The sequence below is a fragment of the Priestia sp. MDV22-iso46 genome, assembly GCF_058629175.1.
The window spans coordinates 1,021,194-1,035,661 of the sequence record NZ_JBZVWT010000001.1; the positions used below are offsets into that span (position 1 = coordinate 1,021,194).

Here is a 14,468-nt window from a genome sequence, read left to right on the forward strand (position 1 = left end):
TTATGTTATTTTCCTAATGATTCATTTTGAGAAATAATACGCTGTTTCTGGCTTTTTCGGCCGTGCAATACAAGGTATGCTGCTATAGCTAAAAGAGCAACAATGGAACAGAATACATACATTCCTTTATAACCGGCTGCTGTGGATAAAATGCCTAATAAAAAGGACCCTAAGCCCATTCCAGAATCAAAAAACACAAAAAACGTAGCTGTGGCGACACCTCGGCGATGAGGAGAAGCTTTTTTTACAGCAATGGATTGAAAACTTGATGTAATCGTTCCAAAGCCTAATCCAATCAATGCTCCAGCTAATAAAAACACCCAGCTTGTTGTCGCTTGGCTAAGCAAAAAGATACCGATAGCTAAAGATAAAATGGACGGATATACCACGCTGTTTTCTCCGTATTGATCAAACCATTTTCCAGTAAAAGGTCTAGAAGCTAATAAGCACACCGCGTAGACAACAAAGAAAAAGCTTGAAGCTTGCGTAAAGCCCATTTCTTTTGCATAAATAGACACAAACGAAATAACACTTGCATATGAAAAAGCTACCACAAGGCCAGCAACAGAAATAGGCAGCGAACGGTATTCAAAAAACGCCGCAAGACCTTTAGCTGGCTGTATTTCATTTGTTGCAGAAGAAGCTTGCACCTCAGGTACACGAAGTACTAGACTGCATAATACTGCTAAAACAGAAGATACAACCGCAACGGTAAAGACCGCTGTATGACCCAAAGTATTTGTTAACGTTAAGCCTACAAACGGACCTACTACCATCGCTAAGTTCATAAACGTCGCATAGTACCCCATCCCTTCGCCTTTCCTCTGTTCTGGAATTACATTTGCAACGATTGCTCCTGTGGCAGTTGTGCTCATTCCAAAACCAATACCATGAAGCACACGCAGCAGCAGCAGCGCAGATAATGAGTGAATGTTCATATATAAAATAGAACCAATTAAAAAGATAAAGACACCTATTAATAGTACTTTCTTTTGTCCTAATGTTGTCATCCACTTACCGGCTAGCGGTCTGAACACAATGCCGGACACTAAAAAAATTGTCACAATTAGCCCTAGGCTTTGTTTACTTGCATGAAGTTCATCCGTTGCAAACAGCGGCAATGTGACAGTTAACATATAAAAAATGACAAAAACAAAAAAGCTGGTCAATGAGACCGCTAAAAAATCTTTTGTCCATAATTTTGATTTCTGCATGATTTTCCTCCTTTTATTTGTTTGTTCGTATCTATTTATTAAAACAAACTAAATCATAGTCTAGAAATAATATGTATACGAATTATCTCAACTCAAACTATTATAGGGTTCATATATGTAAGTGTCAACATGTATTTATCGATTTTGATTTCCGTGCAAGACTTCGCTTTTCCCGCAGGAGTCTTCGCCTTGCCCTCCAATCAACCGCTAGAAAGACCTACACACATGAAACCTACGTTTACCACAAAAAAACAAACCATGAATCAAACACTTTGATCAATGGTTCGTTTTTCACTTCGTCTAATATTCTTTTGTCCTAGCCTCTTTTAGAACCTTCACTTCTTTAAATGAGAAATAATTTGATCCGTTACTTCACTAGTAGTTGCTCTGCCTCCAACATCTGGTGTAATGATGCCCGATTCCGTCACTTGTTCGATAACCTCTAATAAATGACTGCCTAATTCTTGTTCACCAAAATGATCCAACATCATTTTAGCCGTCCAAATCTGTCCGATTGGGTTTGCAATTCCTTTTCCGACAATATCAGGAGCAGACCCGTGTACCGGTTCAAACATCGAAGGATATTTTCCGTTCACATTAATATTTGCAGCAGGAGCAACGCCAATACTTCCCATAATAGCAGCTCCGATATCTGTTAAAATATCTCCAAATAAATTGCTTGCCACAATTACATCAAAACGACTTGGATTTGTAACGAAAAAAGCCGCCAGCGCATCGATGTGCTGTGAGTCTGTTTCAATATGAGGATAACTCTTTGCAACATCTTGAAACACTTCGTCCCAAAACGGCATGGAATGAACAATTCCATTTGACTTCGTTGCGCTTGTAACTTTCGCTTTTCTTTTAGAAGCTAATTCAAATGCGTAGCGCATCGCTCGTTCTGTTCCTTTTCGAGAAAAAACCGCATTTTGAATAGAAATTTGATCTTCTCCTTGATAAATCCGGCCTCCTACTTCACTGTATTCTCCTTCACTATTTTCACGAACAACAATTAAATCAAAATCTTTTGGGTTCGTTAGTGGAGATGCGATGCCTTTTAACCTTTTGGCTGGACGAATATTAATTACCTGCTGAAATTCTCGACGAATCTTAATGAGCAGACCCCATAGCGACACGTGATCTGGCACAAGATTTAAATTTCCTACGGCTCCTAAAAAAATTCCGTCAAAGTGTTGAAGCTGCTTTAGCCCATCTTCCGGCATCATCTGTCCGTACTTCAAATAATAATCACAGCTCCAAGGAAATTCTGTAAATTCAAATTTTAATCCCCCGTGAAGATCTGCAATCGTGTGAAGGACCCTAACCGCCTCCGGCACAACTTCTTTTCCTACTCCATCTCCTGGTATGTTCGCTATTTTTAACGTTTTCATCAAAAATCCCCCTGCGTCTTTTATGTAAAAAATTATCGGTCGACCGTCGACTGATATTATCTATTTGATTATACGTAAAAAGAACGCTTTTAACAAGAAAATTCTGAATATATTCATTCTCTTCAAAAATTCAAAATTATTATGACTCTTATGAACAAGCGTATTATAATTAGGAAATAAATGATTATAAATAAACGAGGTATATCAATGAACAATTTTGATTTACACAAGCCGTTACCATACTATCTTCAATTTTATGAAAAAATTAAGCAAATGATTGTGAACGGTGAATATGAACCGGGTCAGCGAATCAATGAAACCCAGCTAGCTAAAGCATTTGGGGTCAGCCGCTCTCCCATAAGAGAAGCAATGCGTTTATTAGAAAAAGACGGCCTTTTAGTTGCAGATCAAAAAACAGGCTTTATTGTTTATTCCCTGTCTCCTGAAGACGTAGAAGAAATTTATCAAATTCGTACGGCTTTAGAGTCTTTAGCCATTGAGCTGTGTATTACTCGCGCTTCTGATGAAGAGCTTCTTTTCATTGAGCAGCTGTTAGACAGAACCGCTGAGGAAATAAAGCAAGGAGCCGAAGATTCTCGACTTATTGAGCTAAATGAACATTTTCATCAGCTGATTCTTCAATACAGTCATAATAAACATTTAAAAAAACAGCTCGATAGCGTAAATGTATTGATTTATTTTTGTCGGGTGCTTAATTTTAAAGGTAAAGGACGCGCTGCTGAGATTTTAGATGAGCATCAGCAAGTGTTCACCTTTATGAAAAAACGCAGTTTAAAAGCTGTTGAACATATGCAACAACATTTACATCATGATCTTGTTTATTTACAAAAACGATTAAACACCAAAAGAGATTGAGACATAACTAAATTCATTCAATCCAAAGACGAACAAATGAGATACATAAAAAAATCCGAACGATGAATCGAGATTCTCCATCAAGAATCTCAATTTATCGTTCGGATCTTTCTTCAACGAAAAAAATTTTGTCCTAACCTCTTTTTTTAAATAGGCAAAAACACTCCAGGTGCTTCCCCATGCTCATCGTCATCGAGCCACCACTTAAAGCCTTCTTGTTCAACTAATTTCTGGGCTTCTTCAGGGCCTTGTGAGCCGGATGGATATTCATAAAGCGGCAGCATATCAGCTTCAAATGCATCTAATACAGGCTGCACCCACTGCCAAGATAGCTCTACTTCTTTCCAATGAGCAAAAAACGTGGAGTCTCCGATTAATGCGTCGTAAATAATTCGTTCATATGCTTCCGGCACACTTTCTTCTTCTCTTGAAAACGTAATACGAACCGGCTCAATAACACCATTTTTTAATGGGTTTTTGCTGTTAAGCTGCAAAGCGACGTTTTCGCTTGGACTGATTTCGATAATAAATAAGTTTGGTGCTACTTTGTCATAAGGAGTTTCGTACAGACCCTTTAAAGAATCTTTAAATTCTACGACGATACGAGTTGATTTTTCTTTCATTCGTTTGCCCGTTCGAATATAAAAAGGAACGCCTTTCCAAAATGGATTATCAATCCATAAACGTGCTGCCACAAACGTATCATTTTTAGAGTCTGCTTCTACGCCAGGCTCTTCTTTGTATCCTCTAACAGATTTGTGATTGATTTCTCCGTTTCCGTATTGTCCTCTTACAACATCGCGAGCTACTTCTTTCGCTTGAATTTTCCTCAGTGACTCCATTACTTTTTGCTTTTCTTCTAAAATGTTTTCTGAGCAAATTCGTTTTGGAAGATGCATAGCTGTCATCATGAGAACCTGCAGCATATGATTTTGAATCATGTCGCGTATGGCCCCCGTATGATCATAATACCCTGCACGATTTTCAACACCGACTGTTTCACTTGCCGTAATTTGTACGTTCGCAATGTGTTTGTTATTCCACAGCGATTGCAGCACGGGGTTCGTAAATTCAAGCGCTTCTAAATTTTGCACCATCGGTTTACCTAAATAATGATCAATTCGATAAATTTCTTCTTCTTTAAACGTACTGCTTAGCTTTTCATTAAGCTCTCTTGCTGAAACAAGATCATGTCCAAATGGCTTTTCAATCATAAGACGCTTCCACCCGCTGGTTTGATCCAAGCCGCTTTTTTTTATATGCAGAGCAATTACATCGAAGTATTCGGGTGCTACGGACAAATAAAACAAACGATTTCCTTTACTTCCATGAGTTGTTTCTTGCTCATTCACAACCTTTAATAGCTGTTTGTAATCTTCTGTTTTGCTTGCGTCTACTGCTTGATAATGAAACAGGGACAAAAAATCTTCTTCGTTACTTTCCATTTTCCGTCTCGAAAAATCGTTTATAGATTGCTTTACACGCTCTTTAAAATCCTCATGAGACATCTGCTCGTACCCCGATCCAATAATAGAAATAGCATCAGGGAGCTTTTTGTCTGTAAATAAATTATAAAGAGCGGGAAAGATTTTTCTTTTTGCTAAATCACCCGTTGCGCCAAATAAAACAAAAGTTAAGGACTCCACTTTTTTTTCCTCCCGTCAGGTTGTATGTATGATGGATTTTCTCTTCTCCTAGCTTACCTCTGTTTATTTGGGAATATCCTTTTTTCATCAAAAAGGACGCTCACAAGTGCGAGCGTCCTCAGTTATTTACATTAAAATGTTTGTCATTCCCCACAGCAGCAAAAAACTGAGCAGAATCGTCATATTTGAAACGGTGCCGACAAATTTTTGATCGTATTTGAATTCTACTGCGTAAGGTAAAACTGACCCCGCTACTGGTAGAATGAAGCAAACTAAGATTGTATACCGGAACATATCTTCAAATGGAAGCAGGAAAAACAGCGCAATTCCTACGCCGAGTCCGATTATGTAGCGGATACTTAAAAACATAATAATTTTTTTCAAGTAGCTTTTTTGGAACGAAAAATTTAAATATACGCCTAAAAGCAAAAGAGAAAGCGGCATATTAGCTTTAGAGATAATGCCTGAAACGTCTAATACATATGATGGTAAATGAATGCCTATAATCGCAAGAAGACAAATGATTACGTAGGTAAGAAGCGGCATCGATTTTAATACTTTGTATAAAATCTTTTTAAATTCAATGTCAATATCATCTCCTGAGTAGTAGCTGCCAATCACATAGCATAAAACAAAAATAACAAAGGCATTTCCGACATCAAACATACCAAAATATTTAAGCCCTTCTTTTCCCCAAATGCCTTCTACTAACGGATAAGCAAACATTCCAATATTAAACCCTGGAATCATCATCGTCAGCATGCCTTTCACTTTTCTTTCATCTTTTCGAAAAACAAAAATTCCTACCGCAGCTAACAGCAAGCCATAGACAATTCCAATAACTAATAGTAAAATAAGCGATCCATCAATTTTAATACTGCTGAATGTGACAATAATCAAGCAAGGCATTGTAATATTAAAAATAATTCTGGCTAAAGCTTCCCCGTCTTTTTGCTGAAGGAGGTTTGTTCGTTTTAGTATGTATCCTAATAGAATGATTGTAACGGAATACAAAAACTGACTGTTAAAGCTGCTCATAGACCTACTCCCTTGCCCTCTAAGATAAACGTTTTATAGAAACGTTTTTCATATCTTTTATACTTATTTAATCGATTGTTTTACCCTGTCTTTTTTAATCCTTGTTTCATTATAATATAAGCAGCTTAAAAAGAAACTAGAGAATTGGATGCAGTTTACCTGTTTGTTAGACAAAAACAGCTTAGAAACAATTGAAAAAACTTTCCTCCAAACTGATTTTAAAACAGGAGATTTTTCTTTTTTATGGAATTTGTTTAAAAGGTATGTAGTATTTTTATGAGGAGGAAGAAACGTGAAACGAAAAATGATAGCGCTTACTTTTTCTGCTGCTCTTTGTTTTTCAGCTTCAGGATCTCTTGCTGAAGCTTCTAACAAAACAGATGTAATTCCAAATGCTGATCAGTCGGCAGAAACCTATTTCGACGGAGCGAACGGGAATTGGCTCACCACTAAAAACCCCACTCAATATCAGCAGGCTACGCTCTATGGCAATATTGGGCTTACTCCTTATAACTGGGGGAAACCTGAAGATGGATCGGGCTGGTATCGAATCAATCAGCCCGCTGAGGTCAAAGGAACGCAAGTAAATGGCATTTTTGAAGACGCTCAGTTCGTCATCCGTGTTCCTGATAACTGGAACGGAAAACTTGTGATAGCCGGCATTCCTGCCACGCGCAACGAAACGTCCACCGATTTATTATTCAGCGATTACGTTCTTAAAAAAGGCTATGCATTTGCAGCCACCGATAAAGGAACGCAAGGAGAAAGTGACCCTAACGATCCTTTTGCTAAAGTAAAAAATGCACTCGCTAACGATGACGACAGCGTAGCAGAATGGAATATGCGCTATCGTCAACTGACAAAAGCTGCCCAGCAATACTTGACTACTCATTATTCAGACAAGCTAATCAACCCGTCCAACCGAAAAAATCCTGCAAGCGATTTGATTCGAAACGATCATAAAGTACCAACGTATGCAATTGGCATTTCAAACGGTGGATACGTCGTCAGATACGCACTTGAGCACGATGATCCAAAGCAAACAAAAGAGCCTCGTTTATTTGATGGAGGCGTCGATTGGGAAGGCGTATTATGGAGTTCAAAAGCACCAAATTTAATTAGCTCACTAACACCTGTTGTCAACAACGCAGAAGAAGCGCTGTACGGAACGGGAAAAGAGCAGAAAAAAGCCATTAAACAAATGTATAAAGCAGGTCTTCCGAAAGGATCAGAAAAATTGTGGAATTACCATGATCAAGTGTACTGGTCGGTCACATTAAACATTTACCGTGATCACTTTGATCCAACTGCTCCCGGAAGAACAAACTGGCACAACTATTTAAACTTTACTTCAGCAGGTTTACGTGATCGCTCATGGGATTATATCTTTGAAGATTATCGCTATCAAACCCGTCCAAAAAGTGTAAAAGAAAATGTAGCAAAAGTAGAAAATACAGGCGATATCGATGTACCTCTTATCAGTATGGCGGGCTCTCTCGATTCACTTATCTTCCCGTCTATTCACGCGGAAGGCTATGAAAAACTCGTTAAAAAAGCTGGCACGGCAAATCTTCATCGTCTTTATACCGTTAAAAACGGAAATCACGTTGACAGCTTAGTATGGAATAAACAAACGGATCCAAATCAAGAGCTTCAGCCCCTGCTTCCATATGCCCATCAATCTTTTGATTTGTTAGTAGACTGGGTGGAAAATAAAAAAGCTGCACCTGCAAGTAAAGATATTAAAGCACCTCAAAATAGCCTTAAAGTAATGGATATAAAATCCGGACAAGAAGTAGATCCACGCTGAGGTTGAAACATAACTAAATGAATCCAACCTAAAGACGAACAAATGAGATACATGAGCTGAACCGCTTATGACACCGCAGTTGATTTCCGTGCAAGGCTTCGCTTTCCGCGGGCGGTCGCTGAGCCTCCTCGTTGCTTGCGCTCCTGGGGGGTCTCATCTGTTCCGCTTTTCCCGCAAGAGTCTTCGCCTTGCCCTCCAATCAACTGCTAGAAGGAACGAAACAGATAAAACTATATTCGCAATCACAAAAAACGAACCACTAATCAGACATGTTGATTAATGGTTCGTTTTTCACTTGGGCTAAAATACTTTTCTCTCAGCCTCAGTCTTCATAATAATCAAGATACAAATGACCTGCTGAGTCTGCTTGACCTAAAAATACCTTATCGGCTGCAGCACCTTTCTTTTTGAGCTGTTCTTTAACCCACGCTACGCTATATCCCAGCTCATGAACCGCTTCTTTCATTATATTTCCGTCCATGATAATCGTTTGAGGTAATCGTGTCGCCTCTCCTTTTATTAATAAATCTTCTCTCGTAACGTTTTGCTTTTCTTTTTTTAACAGCACGCTTAATTCGCCGTTGGTTTCGAGCATGGCAAAAGCTACGTCTTCCACATAAAAGATGTCTTTTTTTCGAAGCTGCTCCATGAGCTCATCTACTGTATATTTTTCTTTTTTTACATTTTTCTCAAGAATTTTTCCTTCTTTAATGAGGATCGTTGTTGTCCCTTCCACCGCTTTTCGAAAGCTTATACTTTTTAACGATACGTTTGATACAAAAATAAGAAACGATGCCCACACTAAAATTGCGACTACCCCGTGACTTGCCTGTAAATCTACATCCATTGAAATTGTTCCTGCAATATCTCCAATTGTAATGCCAACGATATATTCAAAAAAAGAAAGTTTGGATAACTGTTTTTTCCCCAACAGCTTTGTGATAAAAAACAAGCCAAGTAAAATCAGCACTGAACGAAGTACTACTTCCATCCAATGATTCAACGCATGCACCTTCTTTACTAAAATTGATGTATCCTTTATCTTGTACTTATTTTTATGTATGAACACGTTTTTTTCATCTTCCATTATTTACATACCTTTCACGACAGGTTAGAGTAGAAAGAAGTAGGAAGCAAATGGGGGTTTTATGATGAACGATGAAGTGTTAACCGTATTTAACGACCAACAGCAGCGCATAGGAACAGCGTCTCGCAAAGAAGTTCATGAAAAAGGCTATTGGCACGAAGCGTTTCACTGCTGGTTTGTCAGCCGTGAAAATGATACAGACTATATTTATTTTCAAATTCGAAGCGAACAAAAACAAGATTATCCCGGTGCGCTTGATATCACAGCTGCCGGACATTTGCTTCATACAGAAACCGCTGTGGACGGAATAAGAGAAATTCACGAGGAACTTGGTGTAAACATTTCATTTGATGAACTGCTTCCTTTAGATGTCTTTAAATACGAAATATCTCAGCCGCACTATGTTGATAAAGAATTTGCACACGTATTTTTATACCACAGCTCTCATCTGCTCACTGCTTTTACGTTGCAGCAAGAAGAAGTATCAGCACTTGTAAAAGCGCCTTTTTCTCACTTTTGCGAACTGTGGCTTGGAAATCAAACAGAACTGATCATTGAAGGGATAACAAATAAAAAAGAGCCAATTCACCGTACAGCACATAAAAGTGAATTTGCTCCTCATCCCAAAGCTTACTATGAAACGATTATTTCATTCATTAGGCAACAGCTGCATTCAGCAGAAAAAGCTTAGAACCCTAAGCTTTTTCTACTGAAAAAATCATATATGTTGCACTGCCAAGCGCAACAAGTTTACCGCTGCTGTCTTCAATTTTCACTTCTCCAACTGCAAGCGTTTTGCCGCAATGAGACAGTGTAGACTTTGCAACTAAATAATCACCTATACCCGGCCTTGTGTAATTTACTTTTAACTCAACTGTACTGGCGCTTTCCTCCTCAGAAAGAGAAGATCGCACAGCCGAACCAACCGCCGCGTCGATAAGCGTGGCAATAACGCCTCCATGAACCGTTCCTCTTCCTTGCAGAAGCTGAGGCTGAATCGTAATTTTCAACTCTGCATACCCTTTTTCAAGCAGCGTTTCTTCAATGCCAATATAATCCCAAAACGGAATCATCCCTTTACTCGTTCGTTTCATCAATCTCATCCTTTACATAAATAAACTATGTAAGAAATTCTAGAAAAGCTGGAAAACTCCTGTTTTTATATACAAAAAGCGCTTGCTCTTTAGCAAACGCTTTTTATTCCTCTATTTTTCAAATAAAAACTGCACTTTGTTTTCTTTCCATTCTAACTTGGCATTAAAGGTTTTATCGCCTTTTTTAAAGCCTTCAATTAAATCTGTTTGTCCTTCGCTTAACAGCTTTTTTAAATTAGCCTGCGTAACTGTTTTACCTAAAATCTTTTTCGATACGGTAAACGTGCATTTTGTTTTTGCATAGTTTGAGCATCCGTAAAATGAGCCTTTATCAACTACTTTTCCGTCGCAAAGCTTACATGAACCAAACGATTTAGAAGAAAAGCCTTTACCTTTTCCATTACCTTTTCGCTGAATGGATTCAGTATCGTATCCGCTGAAGTTCCACTTGCTTTCTGCTTCGACAGCGTCTTCGATAATTTTAGCTGACAGCTTCTTTGTTTGTTCCATAAAGGCAGCGGCCGATGCTGTTCCTTCTCCAATTTCAGCTAGACGCTGCTCCCATTTAGCCGTCATTTCTGGAGAAGCTAAAATTTTATCGCCAATCGCGTCAATCAATACCTTTCCTTTATCAGTCGCAAATACTTGGTTTTTTTTCACATCAATATATTTACGATCTTTAAGCATTGTAATGATTCCAGCGCGCGTAGCTTCTGTTCCTAAGCCTTCTGATTTTGCTAAAATTTTCTCCAGCTCGTCATTATCCAAATGCTTGCCTGCTGTCTTCATCAGTGTAATCAACTGACCTTCCGTGTAGCGTTTTGGAGGCTGTGTTTTACCTTCTTTTACGTCTACTTTAATAACTTTTCCTTCTTCGCCTTCTTGAACATTCGGAAGAATAACGTCGTCATCTTTCTCATTTTGAAAAATTACTTTGCGCCAGCCTTCTTGGATTTGCTGCTTTCCTTTTGAAATAAAAGCTGCTCGCTTTTCCACTAGTGTCGTAATCGTTGTATAGTCGAAAATCGCTTTTTCGTAGTGTGCCGCAATTAGACGTCTTACGACTAAGTCGTAAATTTTCTGTTCGTCTCCTGACAGTTTGCTGGGGTCCTTCACTTGTTCCGTTGGAATAATCGCATAGTGTTCCTGAAATCAAGAGTACTATTATAAAATGTTATATATATAAGAGGCTTAATCGTAAAATACATGTCTTAAAAGATAGTCAGGCATTTTACTCTATTTCATTTTCTAACTTAGATACCTCTAGCTAATTATCAAAATTCCAAAACGTATGTTCTCAATATATTTTATCATCAAAGTACCCTTAATAGTAACCCCATGTACATTAGCATTAAAATATAATTGAATAGGGAACATATGCGAAAAGCTCCACATCAATAAACCTTGATGTGGAGCTTTTTATAAACCGTCAAATATTTAAATAAATCAAAAGGCTCTTCAAAGATTTCACTGTTTTTCAAACTCCATCTTCTAACTAAAATTTTCAATTGTTATTGACAATTAGCTTCAACAAGAAAAAATATTATTAGGTAAATTCTAAAAAAACCCCTGTCCATGAACTATCTACACGTATTATTGCATTCCCACATTTATCCGATTTATATCCAAAACATCGGTGATTCCTTTCTCATTCATTCTTTCTAGCAGATACTCATACCCTTTTTCCAATGCAAGCTTTCTTTCTTCTTCATAGATAGGAACAAGTGTATACATATTTATGTCTTTATCTCGAGTATGAACGTTAGCCAGTCCGGACTCTTGAGGACGACAGATCATTACGCATGATAATTTTGTATTTGATGCAAATGGCTGAGGAGGTTCTCCATTTGGAAGAATAACTCCTTCCTCAAGCCATCCATCATAAAGGTGTGGAATATGAGCCACGTTCCTTAACCATCCAAAGGGCCAATAATGATTTGGATCTTTCATATTATCCTTTTCGACTACCCAACTTGAAGGTAACTTTAGTAACAGCTCTGCATACTTAAATGTTCTTTCTTCATCTGAATAATCCATAGGTTCATCACTCATACCAGTCGTTACAAGCGTGACGAAATCTTTATTCACTGACGGAGGGATTATGTGAATAGTAACTGATACTCTACTACCTGGAACAGTTTCACTTATAGTATCTTCAATAGGACCAAATTGCTTCGTAATATGATTTAAGACCTCAATATGACGGTCCTGATCAGTATGATTTGTTGTAGTTACATCTGTAGAGAGCCCTCCCTGACTTTCTAACAACTTAACAATTTCTTTTTGGCCTTGTTCCTTTGCAAAAGTCAATGCGCCTACTTCTCTCATAGATTCACCACTATATGTAACATTCGTATCTATACCACTTTCAATTAATAGTTCTGCAATATTAGCATGACCATTACTAATTGCACCAAACAATGGATTTCTTTCTGGATCGCTTACATCCATATCTGCTCCACAAGATAATAGATACCTGACTATATCAATATGACCTGCAGAAGCTGCTTCGTTCAATGCTCCGCCACCATACACTCCTCCAAGTACATTAACATTTGCACCGAGTTCTATTAGTTTCTTAACAATATCTAACTCTCCTCTAGAAGCTGCAACATGAAGCCAGGTTCCAAAAGGGGTCATCATATTTAAACGTTCAGCATCGGAGCCGATTAATTCAACTACCTTTTCAATATCGCTTTTTTTTATAGCCGAACGAATTTCTTTTGCAATTTGTTTATTATCCATTTCTAATTACCTCCTCCTCTTGGCAATGTCACCAAGCTTTTCAAGCATTTCTACCATGTCTTCCCTATCTCCACCAGCATCTCTTACTTTTCTTAGCATCTTCTATGTGTATTATTGTAATTTTTACAATTATATCCTAACAGATTATTACTATCTACATAATGATACTTAAATGGGAACTATAGTTCATTTGAAATTTGACCCCCTCTTAAAATCTTGACCTACAAGCATTTCTAAACATATTATAAAACTCCAGAAAATTTCATTTTCCACGCTGACAGTGTTGTAAACTACATAAATTGGAGTGTTTTTATTTCTCGTTAATTTATTTAAAAACGCTATATCACGGACTATTTTTCTACATTTGAATATAATGAATTTATATTCTTGAAATGAATAGTTCGTCTTCCTAAGAGTGAATCTTCTTAACAATATCTACCTAAAAAAACCATTGGCTAAGCCTTAGCCAATGGTTTTTTTGTTGGGTTCTTTATTTTACCTATTATTTAAGCATTGTATTATTCTAAATCAATGTAATACTCATTATCATTAATAAATTTCTTTAAAAAATCCTCTAATGAGTCTGCTATCTGAGTGTCAAAATAAAAAACTGGATTATTGGGCAATTTTAAATCTAACGATATATATATCCCCTCATTCACTTCAAAGAAAATAAGTTTATCTTCTTCATCCAGTTCCTCTAAATCTGGATCGAATTCAAAAACTCCTTCTCGTAATTTGACATTTGCTACCGTTCCTGGTCCCATAATTCTATTGATTGCATTATTACTTGGCTCTTTAATGAACCCATATCCAACTTCTAAATATAACTGTCTTAAATCATCGGGAAAACGGATACCCATTCTGTCTTCCGCTTTTAAAATCTCCTCTTCAGATAAATTATAAATTTTATTTTCTCCATTATTAATAAACTTAAAATCCGCCATTATTATTACCTCCTAGGGAATAACATTCTTGATGGTGCTCCTTTTCCATGAATCCCCTGCTGATGCTCGTCAGGGTATTTAGCAGGATGAATATTCCACCATTCATGAGGACCAGAAAAATTGTTTTCTATAAGATGATGAGCATCGTATGGTTGACCAATATGTCTAGCAATTTCTCCACTTTGATCATATACTTCCTCTGTATATCGTGGCCACTTTTGATTGGTTTTTTCTTCCCATTCTTCAATTAACTTGTTTTTTAGGCTTGTAGTAAATCTACCTCTATGCTTAGCTGTTTCTTTAGGTGTTAATTTTTCAAATTTATTATTTCTTAAGGATTCTTTTAGAAATTCCACCTGTATTTTGTGAACCTTTAACCTTGTTTTGGATTCAACATCCTTTAAATATGCTTTTACTAAATCAGGATCAAACACTGACGTACCCTTCATTGAATCATTCTGCTTATTAACTGTAACTGATTCTACTACCGGTACTTCCAAAGGTTGAACGTTCCCGCTTCCAGCTTCGTGAACAAGATTTGGACCACGAGTAAACTGCCCTGTCTCTTTATTTCGATAACGTTTAGCGTCTTTATTGATATAAAAAAGAAGGTAGGTGTC

General features: G+C 37.5%; 13 protein-coding genes and 1 pseudogene. 3 read left to right on the top strand and 11 right to left on the bottom strand.

Features of this window, described 5'->3' with window-relative positions; all coding sequences use genetic code 11:
• Positions 1-5: 5 nt before the first annotated feature.
• Both AC4NPH_RS05380 and AC4NPH_RS05385 read right to left on the bottom strand, forming a co-directional pair.
• The gene (locus tag AC4NPH_RS05380) at positions 6-1,214 is read right to left on the bottom strand and encodes an MFS transporter (protein WP_013056665.1); all 1,209 of its coding nucleotides are present in this window, start codon (positions 1,212-1,214) and stop codon (positions 6-8) included.
• A 335-nt stretch (positions 1,215-1,549) separates the two neighbouring features.
• The gene (locus AC4NPH_RS05385; RefSeq protein WP_013056664.1) at positions 1,550-2,605 is read right to left on the bottom strand and encodes a tartrate dehydrogenase; all 1,056 of its coding nucleotides are present in this window, start codon (positions 2,603-2,605) and stop codon (positions 1,550-1,552) included.
• Positions 2,606-2,812: 207 nt separating this feature from the next.
• Between AC4NPH_RS05385 and AC4NPH_RS05390 the strand changes: the two genes are divergently transcribed.
• On the top strand, positions 2,813-3,481 hold the full coding sequence (locus AC4NPH_RS05390) for a GntR family transcriptional regulator (RefSeq protein WP_013056663.1): 669 nt from the start codon (positions 2,813-2,815) through the stop codon (positions 3,479-3,481).
• Positions 3,482-3,627: 146 nt separating this feature from the next.
• Here the strand turns inward: AC4NPH_RS05390 and zwf are convergent, their stop codons facing one another.
• Positions 3,628-5,127: a glucose-6-phosphate dehydrogenase gene (zwf, locus tag AC4NPH_RS05395; protein ID WP_013056662.1), complete on the bottom strand. Its 1,500-nt coding sequence runs from the start codon at positions 5,125-5,127 to the stop codon at positions 3,628-3,630.
• A 126-nt stretch (positions 5,128-5,253) separates the two neighbouring features.
• On the bottom strand, positions 5,254-6,165 hold the full coding sequence (locus AC4NPH_RS05400; RefSeq protein WP_013056661.1) for an AEC family transporter: 912 nt from the start codon (positions 6,163-6,165) through the stop codon (positions 5,254-5,256).
• A gap of 292 nt (positions 6,166-6,457) precedes the next feature.
• Between AC4NPH_RS05400 and AC4NPH_RS05405 the strand changes: the two genes are divergently transcribed.
• On the top strand, positions 6,458-7,975 hold the full coding sequence (locus AC4NPH_RS05405) for a tannase/feruloyl esterase family alpha/beta hydrolase (protein WP_098196405.1): 1,518 nt from the start codon (positions 6,458-6,460) through the stop codon (positions 7,973-7,975).
• Positions 7,976-8,040: 65 nt separating this feature from the next.
• On the opposite strand, the gene AC4NPH_RS05410 is transcribed toward AC4NPH_RS05405, so the two are convergent.
• Positions 8,041-8,178 carry a hypothetical protein gene (locus AC4NPH_RS05410; RefSeq protein WP_170959516.1) on the bottom strand — a complete coding sequence of 46 codons (138 nt, stop codon included), beginning with the start codon at positions 8,176-8,178 and terminating at the stop codon, positions 8,041-8,043.
• A gap of 119 nt (positions 8,179-8,297) precedes the next feature.
• A complete protein-coding gene (locus AC4NPH_RS05415; RefSeq protein WP_231101800.1) occupies positions 8,298-8,987 on the bottom strand; it encodes a DUF421 domain-containing protein in 690 nt (229 codons plus the stop codon).
• 136 nt (positions 8,988-9,123) lie between these two features.
• Between AC4NPH_RS05415 and AC4NPH_RS05420 the strand changes: the two genes are divergently transcribed.
• Positions 9,124-9,753 carry an NUDIX hydrolase gene (locus AC4NPH_RS05420; protein ID WP_081252138.1) on the top strand — a complete coding sequence of 210 codons (630 nt, stop codon included), beginning with the start codon at positions 9,124-9,126 and terminating at the stop codon, positions 9,751-9,753.
• Between the two features lie 4 nt (positions 9,754-9,757).
• Here the strand turns inward: AC4NPH_RS05420 and AC4NPH_RS05425 are convergent, their stop codons facing one another.
• The 5 genes and pseudogenes from AC4NPH_RS05425 to AC4NPH_RS05445 form a co-directional block, all read right to left on the bottom strand.
• Complete coding sequence (locus tag AC4NPH_RS05425; protein WP_055989387.1) at positions 9,758-10,156, bottom strand: PaaI family thioesterase; 399 nt, start codon at positions 10,154-10,156, stop codon at positions 9,758-9,760.
• Positions 10,157-10,267: 111 nt separating this feature from the next.
• Positions 10,268-11,302, bottom strand: a pseudogene (locus AC4NPH_RS05430) (type IA DNA topoisomerase); the annotation flags it as partial.
• 447 nt (positions 11,303-11,749) lie between these two features.
• Positions 11,750-12,901, bottom strand: coding sequence for a suppressor of fused domain protein (locus AC4NPH_RS05435; RefSeq protein WP_063671354.1), 1,152 nt, complete (start codon positions 12,899-12,901; stop codon positions 11,750-11,752).
• A 518-nt stretch (positions 12,902-13,419) separates the two neighbouring features.
• A complete protein-coding gene (locus tag AC4NPH_RS05440; protein ID WP_053487199.1) occupies positions 13,420-13,848 on the bottom strand; it encodes an SMI1/KNR4 family protein in 429 nt (142 codons plus the stop codon).
• Positions 13,849-13,853: 5 nt separating this feature from the next.
• The gene (locus AC4NPH_RS05445) at positions 13,854-14,348 is read right to left on the bottom strand and encodes an HNH endonuclease (RefSeq protein ID WP_231101718.1); all 495 of its coding nucleotides are present in this window, start codon (positions 14,346-14,348) and stop codon (positions 13,854-13,856) included.
• Positions 14,349-14,468: the final 120 nt, after the last annotated feature.

What these genes read in the sequence shown, in the direction of transcription:
- AC4NPH_RS05420 (WP_081252138.1), top strand. Translation starts at nt 9,124, where the DNA reads ATGATGAACGATGAAGTGTTAACCGTATTTAACGACCAACAGCAGCGC.
- AC4NPH_RS05380 (WP_013056665.1), bottom strand. Translation starts at nt 1,214, where the DNA reads ATGCAGAAATCAAAATTATGGACAAAAGATTTTTTAGCGGTCTCATTG.
- AC4NPH_RS05435 (WP_063671354.1), bottom strand. Translation starts at nt 12,901, where the DNA reads ATGGATAATAAACAAATTGCAAAAGAAATTCGTTCGGCTATAAAAAAA.
- AC4NPH_RS05425 (WP_055989387.1), bottom strand. Translation starts at nt 10,156, where the DNA reads ATGAAACGAACGAGTAAAGGGATGATTCCGTTTTGGGATTATATTGGC.
- AC4NPH_RS05390 (WP_013056663.1), top strand. Translation starts at nt 2,813, where the DNA reads ATGAACAATTTTGATTTACACAAGCCGTTACCATACTATCTTCAATTT.
- AC4NPH_RS05440 (WP_053487199.1), bottom strand. Translation starts at nt 13,848, where the DNA reads ATGGCGGATTTTAAGTTTATTAATAATGGAGAAAATAAAATTTATAAT.
- AC4NPH_RS05400 (WP_013056661.1), bottom strand. Translation starts at nt 6,165, where the DNA reads ATGAGCAGCTTTAACAGTCAGTTTTTGTATTCCGTTACAATCATTCTA.
- AC4NPH_RS05385 (WP_013056664.1), bottom strand. Translation starts at nt 2,605, where the DNA reads ATGAAAACGTTAAAAATAGCGAACATACCAGGAGATGGAGTAGGAAAA.